This window comes from Novipirellula galeiformis (genome assembly GCF_007860095.1).
GTDB lineage: Bacteria > Planctomycetota > Planctomycetia > Pirellulales > Pirellulaceae > Novipirellula > Novipirellula galeiformis.
This window is the reverse complement of the sequence record NZ_SJPT01000002.1, coordinates 80,002-99,360: the sequence shown is the minus strand read 5'-3', so window position 1 is coordinate 99,360 and position 19,359 is coordinate 80,002. Positions and strand designations below refer to the sequence as shown.

Here is a 19,359-nt window from a genome sequence, read left to right as displayed (position 1 = left end):
TCTTAGTTGTTCAGCAGGCCAGCGTTGTTAAGCAATCCCTTGAGCTTGTCCTCGGCAACGTAGGCGGCATCTAGACTCGCCTTAAGGTTCCTGATTGCCTCTGCGACGGTAATCGTTTCCTCTTCAATGATCGGTTCGATGTATCGCGGGATGTTCAGATTCCAATCGTTCTCCTTGATCTCATCGAGTGGGACACAGCGGGCAACGCCTTCGACATCCTTGTAGTCGCGATACCACTCGAATATTTGATCCACATGGCTCGAATTCATCTCGTTTTGGGCGCGGCCTTTCTTGAATTGTCTTGATGCATCAACGATCAGAACTTGCTTCTTTCGCTTGGCCGGCTTGGTCTTGCGGAAGACCATGATGCAGGCGGCGAGTCCGGTTCCATAGAACAAGTTCGGTCCCATGCCGATGACGGCGTCGAGGATGTCCATGCTCAAGAGTTTCTTGCGGATGGTTCCTTCTTTGCCCATCCGGAAGAGTGCGCCGTGGGGAAGCACGACAGCCATGCGCCCTTTGCGAGGTGACATCGACTGGATCATGTGTTGGACCCAAGCGAAGTCGCCGCTCTTGGACGGCGGCATGCCAGCAAAGTTACGGCCGTATGGATCGCTCGCCCAAACGTCTTCACCCCACTTCTCGAGCGAGAAGGGTGGATTGGCGATGACGCAATCAAATTTAGATAACGCATCGCCGCTGTGGAATGCGGGCGTCCGTAGCGTGTCGCCACGAACGATCTTAAAGTCCTCGACGCCGTGTAGGAAACAATTCATACGAGCGATGGATGATGTGGTCAGATTCTTCTCTTGGCCATAAAGCTTGCCCCAAAGCTTGCGAACGTTTCCTCCGTGCTCTTTGACATGTTGAATTGCCTCGATCAACATACCCCCTGTTCCACATGCCGGATCGTAGATCGTCTCGCCTTCTTTTGGGTGGAGAATGCGGATCATCAAATTGACCACTGTTCTCGGCGTGTAGAACTCACCAGCTTTCTTGTTAGTCGCGTCGGCAAATTTCTTAATCAAGTACTCGTAAGCACCACCGAGGATATCGGCTCTGGCCGCATCGTTACCGAGCGGAAGCAGCGAAAAATGCTCCACGAGGTTACAGAGCAATTCGTCGGAAAGACGATCTTTGTTGGTCCATTGGGCGTCGCCGAAGATGCCGTAGAGCGTGTCGGGGTTAGCTTTTTCAATCTCTCGCATCGCACGTTGCAGGGATTTGCCAACGTTCGATGTCTTTTTGCGGACGTCGTCCCAGTGGCATCCCTCGGGCACCTGGAAGCGATGATTCTCGGGGAATTGAGCATATTGCTGGTCGCCATCGGATTCATCAAGCGCGTTTTGAATTTCCTCGTCGTAAACGTCCGAGATGCGTTTGAAAAACAGCAGCGGAAAGATGTAGGTCTTGAAATCGGCAGCATCAACCGGCCCGCGAAGGATATTCGCGGATTCCCAAAGGTGATTGCAAAGAGTTTTCAGCTCTAGGTCGTTGCCAGTCACAGATGTCGATCATTCTCGATTCGTTTTGGAATAATCCATAGTCATTGAATTATCCAACGAACGGTGACATGCTTCGCGTCAATCGCGAGCTTTTGCCGTTCTTTTGGGGTGGTAGCTTTCCATATTGCGTTCGCAAACAGAGAGACGATTCGGGGGATTCGAAACCGCTACTCAGTTGCGTTTTGCCGTGCTAGTCTTGCACGACATTGCAACAAGATGAACCAGTGTAGCTCATCCTCTTGGGACGTGTACTCCCAAGGCGGCATTGTCCACGCTTTTTGCGGCACTTGTCAATAAGTAGCGTCTTTCCAAATCCTGGATCAAGCGTTACGACAATTTACACCGCGTTTCTTGCCTTTTGGATATCCCGATACCCATGGCTCGTCGTTTGCTATGGACTACGCAACCCGATGCAGCGAACAATCACTCAGTTTATCGTGCCATCCGAAGGTGAATAACAACTTTCAAGTCCGTATCACTGGACTATCCGAATCGTAGATATTTCGCGAATCTGCGCGGTGATTCTTTCTGCTGCGCGCGAAACCATTTCAGCAAATCCGTATTTCGCTGGGAAACACACGTGCGGTCTGGACCGACCGGCAATTCCTCGGCGCCAAACAGTTGCTCTCGCGTTCCCATCAACTCTAACGCCTTGCCCCACACCTCTTCGATATGCCCATTAATGTCTTCATCAAAGATAAACAGGCATCTGTAGCGTGCTTCCGAAAGCACCGAGATTGTCTGTGCAGTGACGGTCCCCTCTCGCACGATTTCGTTGAAGAACGACTGCAAAATCTCGTAGGCGTCTATCCGCTTCTCGAAAAGATCGAATCGCAGCTTGTCACGATTTATTCTGTGCTGCTGCCACGCGATGTATACACCTATAGAGCCCAACACCAACGTTATAAGCGCCGGCGTAAGCTTAACGGTAAGTTCAATCCATTGTGTCATGTTTCAGTCGGCGAAAGTCCGCGTTCACTGGACGGGGAGAGTGAAGTCAACCAATAGAAAAGAGCCCGCAAGCCCGGCCCCGGTGCAGTACGCCTAGCATGGGCGTGATCTTGTGGGGTGAAAGTCCCCTGTACTTAGTTCCGGTTTCTTTCAAGGAGTCAGTGTACCAAATGATCATCTAAAGAAAGAGAGTACGAGGCGAGGGCAACTGCGGGGAGGTGACAATCCGCGGGCAAGAACCATCCCGAAGGATGATTCAGCTCCGCCGGCCATCGAGAAACCAGCCTTGGCGATGATGCTCACAATCTGATGGAAGCGATTGTCGATGAATTCAACATGCAGATGGCTTGCGCAAGGATGAAGGCCAACCGTGGACCCACCGGGCCCGATTATCGACGAATTTCCCGCCGGCAGATGCTCATCAGACGCAAACCATCTCATCAGATCGAGGCTCGATCTACGCAGCACGCGAAGTCAATCGCCTATTGGTTATTTGCGTTTATTCCGTCTCGCAATTTTTTGGCATTTAGCGAGATATTCGCGGAACCGTGTGGTGTCTAGGTCGCCTCTTGCATTGCCGCAAAATGAACATTCAGCGTGATAGTCGGTGTCAAAACCCCAGCGTATCCCGGCAGTAAGGTCCTCTCCGCAGTATCCGCAATTGCTCCATGACACGATATCTTTTACAACACGATCCGCGCGTTTTTGCCCACGAAGTCGTCGAAATGAAGTTAGAAAGCAGTTCCATCGTCCGGAATGCTTGAGCCACTGACATTCAACCTCATGCATTGAATAGCGTGACATCGCGTCGTCTAGATAAGTAGGAAAGAGGATAGGATAGTATCGTGCGGGATCATCGAACGGAACGAACCGCATCTCGTGGAAGTCGCATGTCTTTCCGCGTCGATTTGATGGGAATTTTTTTGCGTTAATGTAATTGCCCAGGTCGACGAACCCACGGACTTCCAGAAAAGCCTCGTTCCGGTTCTTGAGCGTTTTTACACGTGGTCTGAAATATGCTTTGCCATTAAACCCAAGTGATGCAAGTTCCTGTGCAACAGATCGTGTCACGTGAATTCTATAACGTTCCCAGCAAGCATGGATCGGCCACGGCTTTCCGGGGTAATCGAACATTGCGCATCCACCGTTTTCATCACGATAGAAGAATACGTTGTCGCCACAGTTGCGACATGTGGTATTGAACGCCAAAGGAGTGGAAAAATCAGTGATTTTCCCAACTTGAGCAGTAAGCCGCTGGGTAGCCATCTCCTCGCTCTCCGCGACGACCGAACCGCGGCGTCGCTTTGGCCTGATCCAGGCATTTCCTCGCCAGTGGGGTTTTACTTCGCAGCCACGTCGCCTGTGAGCACGCCTAGCGGTCATTGGAGGGTAGCCAGCAGGTCACGATTAGCGATCATTTCAGTCGGCGAATTTATATTTCTGCGGTGGGTGAGGGTGAGAATAAGTCGTTGTAGGGAGGTCTCACCACGAAGTACGACCTGATCTTGCGGTGTCCCCCCTTTTCAGAACGGCCGATCGCGAATCCTATTCTCACCCTCTGCAGAACTAGCGTCAAGGTAGTTCTAACTTCCTAGTGCATCCTTAGCTGGGGGCTGCGGTCAAAGACTGATACTCAAGGGACCAGAATCCTAAACCATCGAAGCAGGGTATCGCTTCACCAAAGGAAGGGAGGAGGTCGATGACATCCCGACCCCAAAGCGGATCCATATGCACGATCGACGGACACGGCAGTCACAGCGCCCCATGTTTTCGCCCAAACGCACTTTGTTCGCCATCACGCGTTTGGTTACCCCAAGTCGCCCGAGGCTCCGCAGCCTGCATCGAGGGCTACGGTGAAACTCCCTAGCGTCAGTTGCCACAATTTTGGTGGACTGACGCGTGATGTTGCAACTGCGTCATCGAGGAGGCCTCTTTGCTAAGCCCCTCGCGACCGCCAGCAGATCGGCTTGAGTGCCGATGTCCATAGACTTCATTATCGCAAGCGTTTCAGACTGCAGATCGTTCAAGATTACCACTGATTGCCCCTCCCATTGCCCCTCGAAACACGCTTTTTCGATATCGGACAACGCCTGCGTTTGTGGCGTCGCGTCCTCTGGGGTGTACTTGCTGAAAAGCCATGAACCGAATCGGTTTATGGCTTTTTTTGTGCGCTCATCCGGGAATCAACCGTTTTTCTGATCAGATCCCATGCCAGCCCGTCTCCTTTGGCAAGCACCGTAGCGGCTGCGGTGCCCGTGTCCAATCGAGCACGACTCCGGCAGGAATGATTGCCACTCGAGTGAGGCCTCGTCGCATTGGCCACCGCACGCAACACTTCATTTGCCGTGGCTAATGCCGGCCATCGCTTTCGCGGCTCTCCGGTCTGCCAGTCGCATCGTATCAAGTAGAGATCGCCGATTTGATATCGACGCTGCATCTTTGCCCGATGCTGTCTACTGTGAGTCCAACGTCAGTTGACCCGCGAATCACGCGAACAAACGCGCATCAAACCGGCTGAACAGAACCATTCGCGTGGATTCGCGTCATTCGCGGGCTATCCTTTTCAGAACATTCCCCGAAAGCGATCGTTCCTGCTCCACCCATTCCGCAAAATCGCAGATCGTCAGCTCCGCAGCGATCGCTTCGCAGGCAACCATGATTCATCCATCCTCTGCAGCGTATGACAACGAAAGCTCAGATCAGGCTGGAGTCGCGGGGCGGTTGGCACGGGAATCATGTTCCCTTGTCGGCTCCATATTCTTCCCCGTACGGCGTCGATAACATCTCCGTGATCCCTAGCGTGTCACGGAGAAGGAAGACGACGGCAACCACCAGGCACAGGCAACCGAACGCGACCAAAACGCTTACCGATTTTGGCAGATTCTCGGGCAACGCGGCAACTTTACGTCGCCTCTTGAGATGCTCCGCATAGAGGTCGCAGAGGGCCAGCACGAACACGGGTCTCAGGAAGAGCATCACGACAGCGACGGCAGTCAGTAGAGGAACTGCGACCCAAAAGTAAATCGTATAGATATGGCTTTCGACCCGCTCGTGCCTTGGTACCAAATCGAAAAAACTGAACATCAAGATTGTGCCGACGTAGGTTCCGATTCCAACAATCCAGCAAACGGCTGAATACCCAGCTCGGAGCTTGGCGACTTCCCTGAAGTTCTTCTTCACGAAGTCGACCGAGTTCAGGCCGGACTGCCGCAGATTGTTGCCCGTCACAATACTGGGAAGAATCCCAGAAACCCCAAGCTTCCAGGCGTAGTACAGACTTTCTCGCGTCACGCGATCCGCGATGGAATTCGGTTCATCGTCCGACGGCAGTCGCTGAAAGATCTGACGCACCGTTATCCAGCCATCCAACCAATGGAACATCCACAGGGCCCCACTTTGCGGTAGCACCAACCGCATGCACGAGGCGACGCTGGACTCCCGCCCTTGCCGATGCAAGAAATGAGCCGCCCCGATGCATCCTGTAAAAATGCCAACCGGAAACGCAGCAAGTCCAACACAAATGAACGACCAAACCAGCAACACGATATCGGCAATGGATCCCTCGCTCGATTCATCGGTGCTCCGCCATACTTCCTCTGGAATCCAGTCGAGCATTTGAATCCAAAGCAGGTAGGCGGCTCCGATCGAAGCCCATTGGAGCAGGCAAAAAAAGAGAATCTCCGGCTCTTTCATCATCAGCATGAGCGCGGCGCCGATTCGTGAACCAAAGGCTCCGAGTCCGCCGACCGGCTTCTCATCGATGTGTCGAAGGTTTTTGATTCGATCGCGAACAAACTCGATCTGGTTGAAACCACCCACGTCAGCTCCTCGAATTTGCGATGTTCGTGCCCCCTTTCTGACCAACCAAAGGAAGTCGTTCGTTGGCAGCGAACCGACACCCAACACCGGCACACCACCGATCGGTATGCTCCGTTTTGCACTTCATCGCAATCGCCTGTGATGCTGTATGACGCGACATTCGGGATGTGAGATTTTATCACGTCGTCTCGCGTCAATCCAACTGAAACGGGAAAAGAGGTTCACGGTAGGGACGGCGGTTGTCAGTCGTCCCCACGCAGATCCGTACTGGAAGGATTGCACCTTACGGCTGCTCCGTTAGGTCAAACGATCGCATCACATGGACGCTACGCGCCGGTCGTGATTTGCCACGCATGTTCGGATGAATGCGTCATCTGGTTTGGTGCCCTGCACTTCGGCAACAATTCGGCAAAAAGTCCTTTCGGTCAACTCCTCTCAATTCCGAAACCGTTTTTATCCCGGCGCCCCCTGACTCATTGATCCTTTACGATCCATGAGAGCAAGCTTCTGGCAAGAGTCATCGCCGTACACGCGAGACCTCGACGGATTGGCCACCGAGCGAAACACTTCATTTGCCGTGGCCAATGCCGGTTATCGCTTTCGCGAATTTCCAGTCCGCCAGTCGCATCGCGACGACAAGAGATCGCCGATTTGATATCGACGCTGCCTCTTGGCTGATGCTGTCTACTGAGAGTTCAAAGTCAGTTGGCCCGCCTATGACGCAAACCAACGCGAATCAAACCGGCTGAACAGAACCCTTCGCGTCGATTCGCGTCCTTCGCGGGCAACCATTCCTGGAAGCATCACCCGAAGTCAACCATTCCTGCTCCATCCATCCCACTAGATCGTCGAGTGCCAGCTCCGCTGCGTTCGCCTCACAGGGCCCCATGATTCATCCATCCTCTGCAGCGCTAACCGCAGAGATTGGACAGGTTGAGAGGAGACTGGAGTAATTGAAGAGTTTGATGGGTGGCACGAATTTTCGGAGAGCCGTCACCTACCGTTGCATCAGCGTCTTTAATCCGTTTTACGCTTGCGCAGGTCTTCAGCCAGGTACTTTGCCGTTTCTGCGGCGATCACATTGTAGCCCGCCAGATTGGGATGGCGGTCGCCGTACCAGCGAGGTAAATGCCCGAGGATTCCGTCCAGTTCGTTATCGAGAACCACGACGCGGCCGTCATGAACGTAAGGAGCGACAAAGGCATGAAACTTTTCAGGCACGTTCTCGATGGGATAACGCCGGTAATTCAGAGAATTGTGTCCCGTCGATTTTAGAACTTGGTCATACAGAGGGTAGATGTCGAACAGCGGAAGCTGTTCCTGCTCTGCGACTTCGCGAATACGCATGTTGATCGCTTCGCCGATCGCAGCGTTCTGGTAAGGAATCACCGTCATCAGCACAATTTTGGCGTGCGGATGATCCTTGCGAAGCCGAGCGATTAGCCCGTAATAATCGCGAGGAAAGTCCGTGGCGAAATTTTTGCAACGACCATAGTCATTGATGCCATAGCGAACGAACACGTAATCAATCCCCGCTAATCCAGCAACCTCTCCGGCGTATCGGCCTGACTCAACGAACCGATCGATCGTATCCCCGCTCAGCCCGTTGTTGATGACATGCGTCGGGGGAAGATCCCCTTCGGCGGCCAACAATTGTTCGATCACTTGCTCTAGCTGCGGCGCTGTCGGTTTAATCAGACGTGGAATCCCGCCTTCGGTGGTGCTATCTCCCAACAATAGGATCTGCAGCTTTCCCTCGTGCTCGGCCTGCGCAGGAAGCGACAGCCCCGCTGCGATAACGATCGCCGCGAACAGCGTCAGCAGCCGAGAAAAATGGCACCGGGTCACAAGCAAACGACAAATCATGAGTCACGTCTTTCTTCAGAGTTACTTTTTAAAGTCGTTGAATGCCGTCAGCAAACGGCATTCAACGACACGGACGTCCGCTATTGTTCCAGCACTTGCTGAATCACCGGGATTAATGCTTTTGCAGTAACGGCGTGCCCCGCGTCGTTAGGATTTACGCCGTCCAGCAACAAATCGCTGACGGACGTCCCCTGCGCTTTCGCCGCATCCAGAAAGGCTTGATGCACGTCGATCAGGGGGACCTGCATTTCCTTGGCCAGATCTCTGACGACCGCGTTGTATTGCGGCAGAAACAGACTCTCCAAACCATCTTCCGCATTCACGTCATACGGCGGCTTGCCATAAAGCTCCTTCATCTTCTCGCCCCAGCGAATCGGATTGGTCGTCATCAGGATCACTTTTAAGTCATTTTGCTGAGCCACTTCGACAATCTTCCGCAGGTTCGCTTCGTAAGCCTTCAGCGCCACACGAGGTGCTGTCGCCGGAGGATTCTTCCAAACATCCACAATCGAGTCATTGATGCCAAATTGGACCACCACCAATTTCGCGTTTAGCGAACTCGCCTCGGCCTGAAGTCGCGCCAAGCCCCCGGCAGTGGTCGAAGACGGCACGCCTCGATTGATCACGGTCAGCGGAGACCCCGTTTTGCCCAATGCCTGGGACACCAGATTGGACGTGACCAGCTTCACCCCACGACGAAAGGCGGTCGTCGAGTCGCCCAGCATCACGATGGATTCCGGTAGCGGAAATTCGGCTTTGGTAATGTCGGCTGCTTGAATCTTCATGCGCAGATTTCCCTGCATCGTCGTGATCCAAAGTTCTCCAGGTTGTCGTTCGTACAGATAGGGATAAGAGACTCGCGTCTCGTTCGGGCCTTCGCCGCCGCGCTCATACCGCGTTGCGATCACAGTGCGATCTTCCCAGGTCTTGCCGTCATCGTTTGAAAAGGCGATCGAAAGCTCTTCGCGACTTCGACGATTCGTGGGCTGACTCCGCAGCGGATGATTCCACAACAGCACCGCTCGACCGTCCGCGAGTCGGTACATATTTCCGCAACAAGTCACCGAAGGCACGTTCGACTTTCGGAGGTCGACCCAATTCAATCCGTCCTCCGATTGTGCTTCGTAGAAATAGCCCGATTCCGTCCGCAACAACAAATGCAATGAATCGTCGGCACGTTCCAACACCGTCGCTTCGCAAGAGCCTGCATGGTCATGCCGGCCGGCGCCGTAGTCCAAGATGTTGCTCGTCTGCCAGGTTTTCCCTTGATCGTCCGAAACGTAGATCACCGTCGCATGACGCCACTGCGGAATGACCGTTTGACCGACCAACACAATGCGTCCGCTGCGGGTTTGAATCAGCGAATGAATGCAGCCGCACCAGATATCTTGCAACCGGATCGGCTCTTCCCAGGTTTTGCCATCATCCAAACTACGGCAAACGTAGGTCGGCAGATTGAAATCGGTAATTTTCTTGTCCGCCCCGCCCCAGTCCCATCCCGCGGGACTGCGCCGCTCCTTCAAATTCATCCAGGCGGAAATGATCGTCCCTTCCTTGGTTCTCAGCAGCGCTCGCTCATTGCTGACGTCAAACTTCGTCGGGTCTTGAAAGAGCGGAACCGCTGACCAGGTCTTTCCCTCGTCGACGCTGTGATGGGCTTGCTTGGAATCGATGCACAGGATGCCGCCGTCACCGGTCGTAACGAACGGCCCTTGTTGATCCGTTGGCAATGGTTTGCCGTTGGGATGCAGCTGCAGCGGGCCGGCCGTCACGCTGCCGGCGCTGATGCTACATGACGCGGCGATCACGACGCACAATGCGACCGTACGCAGGCAAAATTTTGAACAGAGACGCACTTTCATCATCGGATTCGAACCTGGTGGTAAAGGGAGGGAAGAAATTGGGCAGGGAGAAATGGGGCAGGAAAATATTCATGTTGCGTTTCAGCAAGCGGGCGGATCACGAACGCCTACTGGGTTAGCCGCCGACCAGCATCATCAAATGCCGTCACGCATTGACTTTTCAAGGTCGAAGTCGAGCGTCATCGGTCCGCTTTCGAACCGCTGCAGTGTAACGCATCCCCAATCGGACAGGAGCTACTAGGGAAACTACCGCTAGCCCGCGGCTCCAAAGCCAAAACCCGCGGTGCCCGCACCGGCAAAGAATAAGAATCAGCTCGCTTCAACAGCGAGCCCGGACAGTGCACTTGATTGGAAGTCAGCAACTCCCTGTTGGGGACAGCGATGGCGTTTGCGCGGCTTGGGCATTGCCCATCGGTGTGACTTGGCCCCAATCCACAGTCGACCTCAAACCACCTAACGAAGTACTCTGTCCCCGAAGCTGTTAACAAGACTCACAGCCCAATACCATTTGGATGTAGCCGAGCAGTTTGGTTTTGATGAGCGTGCCGGCGAAGGCTCGAATCTCGATCCGGTTGCGACCCCGAGCATTGTGCGTCAGGATCAAAAGGTGGTAGCGATCTGCTTCGCAGTTTCGCCGATGCGTTGCTTCGACTACGCTCGCGACGTCAGGAATCGAATTAGCTCTTTCTCCGTCATCACAGGAAACGGCGGGGCAGTGAGGTGACGCGAAAGCAGATCGGAGTCTAGCACGAGTAGCGGTTCAATTTTCCAACTGTCAGCTTCACCAGGATCGACACCAAATTCCGAAAGAACGTCGCCAAGATTGCTTTGCAACCAAGCGACGCGCTCAAGGTGGTGACTGACCGCGCACATCTCATCTTCGGTGTCAGTAAATAACGCGTCGAATTCGTTCTTCACTTCGCTCGGAGTTTTGGCCAAAGTAAAGGCTTTGGCCTCGATCGGAAAAATCGTATGCGTGTTGGCGTCAAGAACGAATACGTCGACATCGCCAATCGGATTTCCATCGGCGCGTTTTAAGCGATTTCCACTAAACTCGGTCATGGATGGCCGAGCCGTATATCCGCTGAGTGCTGACACTTTGCCCGCCAGTTCTCGGTCGTACTGTTTTCCTCGCCGATTCGCGAGCGTTCCGCCCAGTTTCTCCATCGCTTCACTCTTCGGCGATTTGATGCGGCCCGACGTGACGAGATCGCACAAGTAGCCAACAGATTGAATCAATGACCGTCGCCCCCACGTCAGTGTGTCTCCCCGCTTTATTAAGGGTTTTCGCAGATAGGATAGTGCCCGGTTGAATTTCCAGGGCCATAGTTCGCTTGTCGTGTATGGCTTAGGCGGCTTCAGGAACGCCTTTCGCGGCGAAGCGGCAAATTGTTCGACGACCTGCGCAATCAAATCTCGGCTTATACAGGACGCACCGTCAAGATAGTCAATAAGTTCCACTTCGCTGGCCGACCCAATGCCGTTTGCGTTGGTGAACTTCGAACGGCCGATTCCACCGATTAGGGTTCCAACTTCCTCTAGAAGCATGCCAAACTCAGCCAAGGATGCGTCGTCAATCAGTTTGTCGATTTTGTCTTCATCATCGGGCAGTCTTTGCGTTTCACTTTCGTGATCCTTGGTGTCTCGATTTAGGCTCGCATCCGCCTTTGAATTGTAGAAGTCGTTGCGGATTTTTTCGGCAGCATTCGCGTATGCCGACTCGCCGAATTTCAGTCGTTGCGATGCGGTCATATTGACTTCGATCTCAGATAGATTGTGGTTCAGCCCATCGCTCAACATGCCACACTCGACAATCTCAGCCGCGATTGCCAGAACGCGGTCATAAGCAGAAGTCGAGAATACATCAGAACCCGAAGGTGGGATCGCTGACACGTATTCCATCAAGAATCGACTCGCCAAGCTGGCCTTTCTCAGTTCTTCAAAGTCCTTTTGCAACGACTGACGATTTTCTACGGTGTCTCCCATCGCGGAAAGATGCGAACCAACAATGCTTTCGGTTCGTCGGAGTTCTGCGATAAGCGATTCGTGTCGCGAGATCAAATTGGGAAGCAATTCTTTGTCATCAAATCTCGCGATTTCGGCTTCCAGCTTGTTGAACATCTCTCCCACGATGTCGTTGTGGATTTTGTGCGAATCACGTGTACTAAGTTGCTGGTCTACGGCTGCCCGCTTCGTTGCTACTTCGCCGGACTCATCGCGAATTCTCTCCATCTCGAACGATTGAACGCGACGAACCTGAGGAAGCCCACTGCTGTCAAGGATCAATGCATCAGATTCACTGAGCGTTTTCATTCGGCGTTTCAATCCAAGTGGTGCATGGGTCGCTATCGCCTCGTCAATTTCTCTTGGTTTCACGGGACAGGCGAGACAAGATGAAACGTCAACAAGAAGGCTCCGCGCCAATTCTCGCTCCACGCGATTGTTCGCTTCAGAAGCACCAAGGGCGAACGCGGAATCGAATTTAATCGAAATTCGATTCTCCTCCACGGATGACCTAAAGCCGGTCGCACCAACAGCCGAGTCGGTGTCAAAGAATGCCTCCGGACTCTCAACATGGACACCAATCACAATTTCATTCGGCAGGGTATCTGCTGCCTCACACCACTCAATGATCGTTGGTGTAAGCTGCCAAATCCAGAACGCGATCACGTCCGCCAAGTGGAAGCACACGCTTGAGTTCTCGTCAGTGACGTCTGCCCCATCTCCTGGCGCTATCACCCAAACGGGCACCGGAAGCTCTTCGACCAGCAAACGAACTGGACCAGCTTGCAGAGGATCCGTCATGAAAATCGGATAGTCTGAAATGCTTTGTGCTCGATAGACTCGTCCATGCGCGTTTCGATCAGGCATCCGAACCAAGTGCGGGTCGAGAGCCTTTTGAGCTTCAAGACGCACATTTACACCTGCGCCAGAAAGAATGACCATGTCTGGGGTGCCACCGTCCCCAAAGTAAAATGAATCGCGTTGTCGGTACTGTGCATACTGATCGAGGAATCCGCCTCCCAGCATGCTAACCATACCGTGTTTCGATTGCTTGCTTTGCGCAAACTGCCAAAGCGCTAGTGGGTCACCAGATGAAAGTTGAGAAAAGACCCGCAATTCATCGAGGGTCAAACACACGGTAGGACATCCAGACGACGATAACTCCGGAGGCGAGTAAATGTGATATCGCCCGGAGCCATGTATCACCACAACGTGCATAATCTCAGTGACGCCGTCCGCGCGAGCTCGCAGGTCTTTCTCCACGCCTGTAGCGGATGCCCGCACTCGTTCAAATTCGCGTGATAAATCCCAATGACATTTCTCAGGCTCTCGACTTCCTTCCTTAAGGTCATCGACCAGTAGATGCACGACAGCAATCTTGTCGTCATCGAATTGGAAAACGCCAACCTCTAGGCCGTTGTTTGAGTTCGCACGGAGCCGCCCAACCATCGCCCACTTTTGAATTTCAAAGAATCGCATGAGTCGCGTCCAACCGCGTACCTCGACGGATTTCATAAATTCCGCAAGAACATCTCGTTCCTCTGCCAATTGAAACACAGCATCACGGATCGCTGGCAAGAAGTTCGTTGGAGCGACAACGATCAATTCTTCGTCGGTTGTCGCGATAGGTCTCGAAAGGGTGGGATTGGCCAGCGAGTGTGCATAGTCTGCGGAGATAATACCAAGCTCGAATGCCAGTCGCTCGATGCCTATCGGCCCAAATCCTCGTCGTTTCAGCTTGGCGACAACCTCTGCCCTGTTGAACGTGACCGCTTCCTGCAGTTTCGAGGCCAACTCCGTGCTAGGCCAGCGAATTTCGTCATTCTCGGATTCCGCTGGTTTGGTGGTTCGCGTCAGCCCGGCGCGGACGATGCACTGATGGCTAAGGTATAGGCCGGTTTGAATAATTCCCGCAGCCTCTCGCCTAAAAATCGAATCGCCTATGAGCGTTGTGTCAACTGTCGCTTCGGCAAGCAGTTCCAAAATAAACGGGTCTTCCGGATTCGCACTGGGAATCGTGAAGGACCCTCCACCGTAGAAAGGAATTTCAGCGATGAACAATCCTTCATGCGGATCGCCAGGCATTTCAGGACCACCGTGCATTGCTTCGCCCGAGTTGATCCACGACCGCCAATCGTTGCTGGTCATCTGGAACAATGCAGACTCGTGCTTGAGCGAACCAATGACGGCTGCTGCACGCGTCAGCTCAACGTAGTAGTCTGCGTTTTCCGGGAGTAATTGCGCTCCGCCAACCTTTTGAGCGAGGTCGCGCAGGTCGTATTCAGATAGGTTGTTTGTGATTATGTAAACCCTTTTGCTTGTGCGATCATAGCGAAAGTTTCGCTGTGAATTGCTTGGCAACAAACGTTTATGACGACTTTTGCGGTCTTATCGTCGCATCCTTGGTATCAGCACCATTGTTGGACCAATTCGCGTGAGCGTGGGTTCGCTATGGGTATAAGGTGATCGCGTTTTCCCGATGGCTTGCCTTCGGTCTTTACACATCCAATCTCACGAAGCGAACCGCACCGGCTTGACGCAAGGTGTCGTGCCGCAATAATAATTGCGTATCGGATTTGATCTGTCAAGCGAACCTGAGATTGCGAAATGAGCCAGAGTATCCCCGCTAAAGGTGAACGAAACTCAGAATTCATCAAGCTTGTTCAAAGACTCAAGGATTTAGGGCAGACCCAAGAGCAGATCGCAGGAACTCTCAGGGTGTCACCCAGTCACGTGAGCAGAATCAAGAAGCTTGAAAGGCCTGCGACTGCAGGGCACCTGAAAGCGTTGCGTGCGAGCTTTCGCAGGATTGCAAAGGAACGCAGCGCGTTTGCCGACGCGTCTGAAGGGCCTCGGCTGCTCTCGCCGTTTCATGTCGACGAATTCTCGTTGCGTCGACTTTCAGCTACTGGGGCCGTTGAGGCGTTTCGCCTTTTGTGTTGGGCACGAGCGCACGACCGTGGTTTGCCCACAACTGCGGTCAATGTCTCTAAGCGAGTATTCGTAGCAGACGGGGGTGTCGACGCATCCGTCCGCTCTACGCATAAGAAACACGTTAGGGGCGACGACATTTTCGGCGTGAGCACTGGTTTTCAGATCAAAACAGGTGATTTTTCTCCCTGGCAGCCATCAGTGATCTACAAAGAACTGTTTGGAACCAGCAAAACCAAGGCTGAGCTTCAAAACCTCGGCTCGGAAGTTCAGAAGCTTTTAAAGAAGCGGCAGCGATACGTAATGGTTTGCTTTGGAGTTGACTTGCTTGCGAAAGAGCGTGCAGATGCCGTCCTTCACATCAAAAAGGCGTTTGCAAAATGCGGATACGCCAACGCGAATGTCGACGTTTGGGGCCAGAGCGAACTACTCGGCCTGTTCGCAAAATACCCGTCGCTTTGCCTTCGCCTTCGCGGACGTGAGTTTGACGGAGTTTGCTCTCGCGACGCATGGGCCGATTTCGATGACATGAGCCAAACGCTTCGGCAAAGCCCTGATGTGGCCCAACTCTGTGAAGATTTGCGGGACCAGCTACGCAGTGGCGAGGTGCGCCACCTGCGACTACTAGGCGAACCAGGCATCGGTAAAACTCGCTTTGCACTGGAGTTGACCAGTGCCGACGATCTTGCCCCTGTGACGATTTTCGCGAGGGGCGGCGATGCAATGTTGAAGAGTTCGCTTTTTAGTGAGTTGATCCAGCCAGACGATCACCGTGTTGTGCTTTTTGTTGTCGATGAATGCTCGCAGGCGGACGTTGCCAGTATCTGGAATGTTCTCAAAGCGAAATCTGAACGCATTAAGCTAGTCTCGATCTACCACGGCGAAGACAGAACCCGCGACGACCAGACTCGCCGTGTCGAACTACCACGGACAGATGAAAACGAAGTCGTTGCCATATTGAAGGACCACGGAGTTGGGGAGAACGAAGCACGTCGATGGGCGAAGTTTTGTGACGGGTGCCCACGAGTGGCGCATGCAGTTGGAGCAAACCTTCACTCGAAGTCCGGGGACGTGTTGACGTCACCCTCGGCGTCACTGGTTTGGGACCGATTCCTTGATGGCTACGAAAAGACTGAAACCGATCTTCACGAAACGCGAAAGCTTATCTTACGCCACGTTGCTCTTTTTGAACGATTTGGCTTCAGCGCCCCTGTAGAGAGTGAAGCCCGCTTTATTCAGGAAATGATCCAACGCACTGCTGACCGCGATGTCACATGGGGCAAGTTTTGTGAGGCCATCAAGTTCTGGCGAGATCGCAAGGTCATTCAAGGCTCGACGACACTTTATATAACACCGCGATTACTACACGTTTTCCTTTTCAAAGACTTTTGGAAGCGATACGGCAATGCATTTGACATTGCTGGCGAAATGAATCGGATGCCCGAGGCCCTTCAACGTTGGTTTGCTGAAATGTTAAAGCATGCCCACGAATGCGAACCAGCGATTGATTCGATATCCCAACTTCTGGGGCGAAAAGGCATCTACCCAGACGGCTCGTTCCCAGATACCGAGAGCGACGGAAAACTGCTGATGTCATTATCAGAGTCCTGTCCGGATCAAGTGCTTTCCTGCCTTCGACGCACGATTGGGGAGATGGATTCCGGTTCCATTGCGACACTGGTAACTGTGCGACAGAGAATTGTCTGGACACTTGAGAGAATTGCCGTTTGGGACGACCATTTCACGCGTGCTGCTGAACTGCTGCTTCGGATTGCCTCCGTTGATGAAACCAATTTTTCGAACAACGCCGTAGGAACTTTTACTGGTTTGTTCCGCCTCACTCCGGGGCTTGGGGCAACCGCAGCATCACCGAAAAAGCGATTGAGAGTTCTTGAGTCTGCGCTGAATTCCAAATCCGAGGCGGAAAGCGACATCGCCGTGAAGGCATGCGAGACGGCGCTTTCCACTGGACCTAATTCACGAATTATCGGACCAGAGCACCAGGGGCATCGACCAAAAATACGGTTTTGGATGCCTGAAACCTATGGCGAGCTTTGGGACAGTTATTTTGCTGTTTGGACTCTGCTGAACGACTACCTTTCGCGTTGCCCAAGCAGTGAGCGAGGAAAGGTTGTCTCGGCAATTGTCAAGGGAAGCCACTGGATGACTCACCTGCCGCGATTCGCATCGAAGATCGCACCGACCTTTGACAAACTTTCGCGTGACAACGACGCAGACGCAAAGAACATCATTGCGTTTCTCCAATTCTACTTGCAGCGTAACAGCGAAAAACTGCCGAGCGGCGTTGCCGCCCAGTTCCGCAGCTTGTTGGCAAGACTTGATGGAGACGATTTCCCAACAATATCAAAGCGTTTTATCCGCGACTTGACCTGGGAGGACTGCCATGACGACGATGGGAAGAAACGTCTGGACGAAAAGCTCGACTGGCTTGCATCACATGCGATCGAGAACCCTAGGGAACTCGAAGCGGAGTTGCCTTGGCTGATTTGCGAGACATCGAACGCTGCATTCTGGTTTGCAAGACGCGTGTGCGACAATGATCCGGATCGCGATTTGTTGCCGTTGATACTTGATGCGTATCGAAAGCAAGATCGTATCGAGTCGACAACGCTTCTATGCGGCTATCTCTCCTCGATCGGCTGGACAAACCTAGACGAGTGGGAGGCGATCGTACTTGAACTCGCCGCAGAGCGGCGCTTCGCCGAGCATTTTTCCGAGATCGTGATTCACTCGGGAATGACAGATGGTGTCGTTCTAAAAGTCATCGAACTGTGCGAATCTGGCATCTTGCCGAAAGTGAAACTTGAGAACTGGTGGTTCACAGATGCACTCAAGTCAATCAGCGAGCCCGTCTTTCGCCAGCTCATTGAAATGCAGATTGCGAATGCGACCGAGGGACGTTGGGAGAATTCACTGAGAATGTGCAATCAGTACTACGTCGATGACCTGGTGCTACCAGAGTCACTCATTTTCGAGTTGCTTGCTGAGCCAGAGTTCAATGATTCAAGGATTGGCAATTCGGCTGGGTACTATTGGACTGAGTTAGCGACGCGTTTTATTGAGGCTTACCCAAGTCGTAAATGGGACATTTTCAAGGGAGTTTTGTCGCAAGAACGCCGAATGCTGCGCTGCATCGAACATCACCGTGAAGGATTGATGGCGCAGTGGATGGCGGACGATCCAAGCAAGGCATGGGAGTGCATTACCGAAGTACTCGACAAGCATGAAGACGGCAGATGGGCCATCACGTCGTGGCTGTCAGGTGCAATGACAAGCAGTTGGGGAGATAGCGTTTCCGGACCAATTCAACACCTCCCTTCCGCCGATATTTTTTCGTGGGTTGACGTGGACCGAGACGGTCGATCGTACTGGCTATGCCAAGCCTTGCCAAAGACATTAGATAAGTCGCCTGCTGGACGTTTGACCCGTGACTTCGTAGCGAGGTATTGCGATGACGAAAGCGACCACAATTCCCTCCTATCACATTTTAGATCGAGAAGTTGGTGTGGCAAGGCAAGCGAAAACTGCCGCAAACTACGCGACGAAGCCCGTGAATGGCTCAAGGACGAACGTGATCGAATCGTCATCGGCTGGATCGAGGACTATATCGAATCTCTCGATCATGAAATCGAACAAGCAGAAATCGAAGAGGAACGTGATTTCAGGTACTCGTAGTAGAATCACGACAATTAGTGATCGAGCCCTGAGGTCCACCGAGAGCGTGAGGGTCCACAATACGCCGTGATTCTCGACGAACTGGGAAGCTATCCCGGCGAGCTTGCACTCGCGCTGGTGCAAACTGTTCGTCCGCCTTTGGGATGGCTATAGCGACTTCACGCTCGCGTTGCTTGACACCCCAGCCAGTTGTCTGACCTATCCAAGCGATGAGGTGTTTTGAGTAAGTGAACGCTGGAATTCGGATTCGCTTGAGCTTGAGGAAGAAAATGTTCCAAGACTCAAAAACAGGCAATCACGCGAGGATCCGCCTAAGGCAAGGCACCGTGAGCCGACGGAACTGGACAAGCTTCTCAGGCCGCAGTGGGCTTCGCCAGCTGACTAGCACGCCCCGGCGGCGGACACGAATGGCACGGGAAAGAAAAAGTACGCGGACTCTTTTCCTGTTCAGCAATCGCCTTATTTGCTTGACCGAACCGGTCAAACCACTTGTTCTTTGTCAACTTCTTGATCGGCGTTTTTCGCCCCGCCGTTGTTGTCACGGATAGACTTGCTCTGACAACGAAGGCTCACTGCGTAACAGGCCCGCCCGACGCAACCCGAGTCGCGAAGCAACGACAGGTGCCGATCCCCGGTGGTCCATTCGCGCCTACATCCGTGTTTCCTGTCGTCGCGTTGCGACTCCGGTTCGCTTGGATTTCCCAAGCCACGGACTCACGTCCGTG

8 protein-coding genes are annotated in these 19,359 nt (G+C 53.2%); 2 read left to right on the top strand and 6 right to left on the bottom strand.

Annotation, left to right across the window (positions count from 1 at the left end):
* Window positions 1–2: 2 nt before the first annotated feature.
* The 3 genes from Pla52o_RS05515 to Pla52o_RS05505 form a co-directional block, all read right to left on the bottom strand.
* On the bottom strand, window positions 3–1,505 hold the full coding sequence (locus Pla52o_RS05515) for a type I restriction-modification system subunit M (RefSeq protein ID WP_146593619.1): 1,503 nt from the start codon (window positions 1,503–1,505) through the stop codon (window positions 3–5).
* Between the two features lie 483 nt (window positions 1,506–1,988).
* A complete protein-coding gene (locus Pla52o_RS05510) occupies window positions 1,989–2,456 on the bottom strand; it encodes a hypothetical protein (RefSeq protein ID WP_146593618.1) in 468 nt (155 codons plus the stop codon).
* A gap of 2,733 nt (window positions 2,457–5,189) precedes the next feature.
* Window positions 5,190–6,275 carry a hypothetical protein gene (locus Pla52o_RS05505; RefSeq protein WP_146593617.1) on the bottom strand — a complete coding sequence of 362 codons (1,086 nt, stop codon included), beginning with the start codon at window positions 6,273–6,275 and terminating at the stop codon, window positions 5,190–5,192.
* 493 nt (window positions 6,276–6,768) lie between these two features.
* Between Pla52o_RS05505 and Pla52o_RS26660 the strand changes: the two genes are divergently transcribed.
* On the top strand, window positions 6,769–6,930 hold the full coding sequence (locus tag Pla52o_RS26660) for a hypothetical protein (RefSeq protein WP_197169023.1): 162 nt from the start codon (window positions 6,769–6,771) through the stop codon (window positions 6,928–6,930).
* A 362-nt stretch (window positions 6,931–7,292) separates the two neighbouring features.
* Here the strand turns inward: Pla52o_RS26660 and Pla52o_RS05500 are convergent, their stop codons facing one another.
* The 3 genes from Pla52o_RS05500 to Pla52o_RS05490 form a co-directional block, all read right to left on the bottom strand.
* On the bottom strand, window positions 7,293–8,141 hold the full coding sequence (locus tag Pla52o_RS05500; protein WP_146593616.1) for an SGNH/GDSL hydrolase family protein: 849 nt from the start codon (window positions 8,139–8,141) through the stop codon (window positions 7,293–7,295).
* A gap of 80 nt (window positions 8,142–8,221) precedes the next feature.
* Window positions 8,222–10,006: an exo-alpha-sialidase gene (locus Pla52o_RS05495; RefSeq protein WP_146593615.1), complete on the bottom strand. Its 1,785-nt coding sequence runs from the start codon at window positions 10,004–10,006 to the stop codon at window positions 8,222–8,224.
* Window positions 10,007–10,654: 648 nt separating this feature from the next.
* On the bottom strand, window positions 10,655–14,155 hold the full coding sequence (locus tag Pla52o_RS05490; RefSeq protein WP_146593614.1) for a hypothetical protein: 3,501 nt from the start codon (window positions 14,153–14,155) through the stop codon (window positions 10,655–10,657).
* A 984-nt stretch (window positions 14,156–15,139) separates the two neighbouring features.
* Between Pla52o_RS05490 and Pla52o_RS05485 the strand changes: the two genes are divergently transcribed.
* The gene (locus Pla52o_RS05485; RefSeq protein WP_146593613.1) at window positions 15,140–18,634 is read left to right on the top strand and encodes a hypothetical protein; all 3,495 of its coding nucleotides are present in this window, start codon (window positions 15,140–15,142) and stop codon (window positions 18,632–18,634) included.
* Window positions 18,635–19,359 lie beyond the last annotated feature (725 nt).

What these genes read in the sequence shown, in the direction of transcription:
- Pla52o_RS05510 (WP_146593618.1), bottom strand. Translation starts at nt 2,456, where the DNA reads ATGACACAATGGATTGAACTTACCGTTAAGCTTACGCCGGCGCTTATA.
- Pla52o_RS26660 (WP_197169023.1), top strand. Translation starts at nt 6,769, where the DNA reads ATGAGAGCAAGCTTCTGGCAAGAGTCATCGCCGTACACGCGAGACCTC.
- Pla52o_RS05500 (WP_146593616.1), bottom strand. Translation starts at nt 8,141, where the DNA reads ATGATTTGTCGTTTGCTTGTGACCCGGTGCCATTTTTCTCGGCTGCTG.
- Pla52o_RS05495 (WP_146593615.1), bottom strand. Translation starts at nt 10,006, where the DNA reads ATGATGAAAGTGCGTCTCTGTTCAAAATTTTGCCTGCGTACGGTCGCA.
- Pla52o_RS05490 (WP_146593614.1), bottom strand. Translation starts at nt 14,155, where the DNA reads ATGACCAGCAACGATTGGCGGTCGTGGATCAACTCGGGCGAAGCAATG.